We start from the raw sequence: 1,607 nt of genomic DNA, 5'->3' as shown, positions 1-1,607 counted from the left end.
CTATCTGGCCGGGGCCGGGGTGGGCACCTTGTGGCTGGCCGACGGTGATACGGTGGATTCCAGCAATCTGCCGCGCCAGATCCTGTTCGATGCGGATGCGGTCAATCACTCCAAGGCCGAGCTGGCCCGCGAGCGGCTGGCGGCCAAAAATCCCCATGTGGAGCTGATTTCCATCAATCAGCGGCTCGATGAGCAGAGCCTGCCAGCCTTCGTGGCTGAGGTAGATCTGGTGATCGACTGCTGCGACAACCTGACCAGTCGCCATGCCATCAACGCCGCCTGCGTAGGGCAGGGCAAGCCGTGGATTTCGGCCGCCGCCGTCGGCTGGCAGGGGCAGCTGATGGTGAGAACCGCCCCCGAACATGCCTGCTATGCCTGCCTATATCCGCTGGATACCCGCATCACAGAAAGCTGCCAGAGCAGCGGCGTCACCGGCCCCCTGGTGGGCGTGATGGGCGCCTTGCAGGCGCTGGAAGCCTTGCGTCTGCTGCTGGGCAAGCCCAGTCCGGTGGCGGGAACGCTGCGCCGTTTCGATGCCCTGACCCACGAGTGGCAGACCCTGGGGTTGTCTTCCGATCCCGCCTGCTCCGTGTGCGGCGGCGCCACTCCCTTTGCCAATCCCATGGAGGATGCGCAATGAAGATCCGATTGAACGATAGCGAGCTGGTGCTGACGACCAGCCCGGAGAGCCAGATCTGCGTGGCCGAGCTGCTGGTGGCCCGCGAGGTTGCCCCGCAGGGGGTGGCGGTGGCTCTTAACGGCGCCGTACTGCCCCGTAGCCGCTGGCCAGACACCCGACTCAATGAGGGGGACGAGATCCACCTTTTCACTGCCATTGCCGGAGGCTGAGATGCTGACCATTGCCGACCATGAATTTTCGTCCCGCCTCTTTACCGGCACCGGCAAGTTTGCCCGCCCGGATCTGATGGCGGCCGCCATTGAAGCAAGCGGCTCCCGGCTGGTGACCATGGCCATCAAGCGGCTCGAACCCGGCAAGCGCCACGACGATATCCTGAGCCCCTTGCAGCAACTCGGGGTCAAGCTGCTGCCCAACACCTCTGGCGCCAAGACCGCCGCCGAGGCGGTGTTTGCCGCCCATCTGGCCCGCGAGGCGCTCGGCACAAACTGGCTGAAACTGGAGATCCACCCCGATCCCAAATACCTGCTGCCCGATCCCATCGAGACGCTCAAGGCGGCCGAGCAGCTGGTGAAAGAGGGCTTCGTGGTGCTGCCCTACTGCGGGGCCGATCCCGTGCTCTGCAAGCGGCTCGAAGAGGTGGGCTGCGCCGCCGTGATGCCGCTCGGCGCGCCGATTGGTTCCAATCAGGGGCTGGTGACCCGGGAGTTTCTCGCCATCATCATCGAACAGGCCAATGTACCGGTAGTGGTGGATGCGGGCATCGGAGCGCCGAGCCACGCCGCCGCTGCCTTTGAGCTGGGTGCCGACGCCGTGCTGGTCAACACCGCCATCGCCGTGAGCCGGGATCCGGTCGCCATGGGCCGCGCCTTCGCGCTCGCCTGTGAGGCCGGTCGCAGCGCCTATGAGGCGGGCCTCGGCGCGCGCGCTCTGCAAGCCAGCGCCTCCAGCCCGCTCACCGATTTTCTGG

3 protein-coding genes are annotated in these 1,607 nt (G+C 66.1%); all 3 read left to right on the top strand.

The features are described from left to right. Nucleotides 1–640: HesA/MoeB/ThiF family protein (locus AAC083_RS17045; protein WP_108537222.1), on the top strand; the 640-nt coding region annotated here is incomplete at its 5' end. Further along, nucleotides 637–849 (top strand): sulfur carrier protein ThiS, encoded by a 213-nt coding sequence (thiS, locus tag AAC083_RS17040; RefSeq protein ID WP_108537221.1) that lies wholly within the window; start codon nt 637–639, stop codon nt 847–849. The genes AAC083_RS17045 and thiS, both read left to right, overlap by 4 nt. A 1-nt stretch (nt 850) precedes the next feature. Further along, nucleotides 851–1,607, top strand: a 757-nt coding sequence (locus AAC083_RS17035) for a thiazole synthase (RefSeq protein ID WP_108537220.1), incomplete at its 3' end; no start/stop codon positions are given.

The sequence above is a fragment of the Aeromonas sp. HMWF014 genome (genome assembly GCF_963878295.1).
In the GTDB taxonomy this organism is placed as follows: Bacteria; Pseudomonadota; Gammaproteobacteria; order Enterobacterales; family Aeromonadaceae; genus Aeromonas; species Aeromonas popoffii.
Note: the sequence above shows the minus strand (reverse complement) of the source record. Positions and strands in the feature narration are given on the sequence as shown.

What these genes read in the sequence shown, in the direction of transcription:
- thiS (WP_108537221.1), top strand. Translation starts at nt 637, where the DNA reads ATGAAGATCCGATTGAACGATAGCGAGCTGGTGCTGACGACCAGCCCG.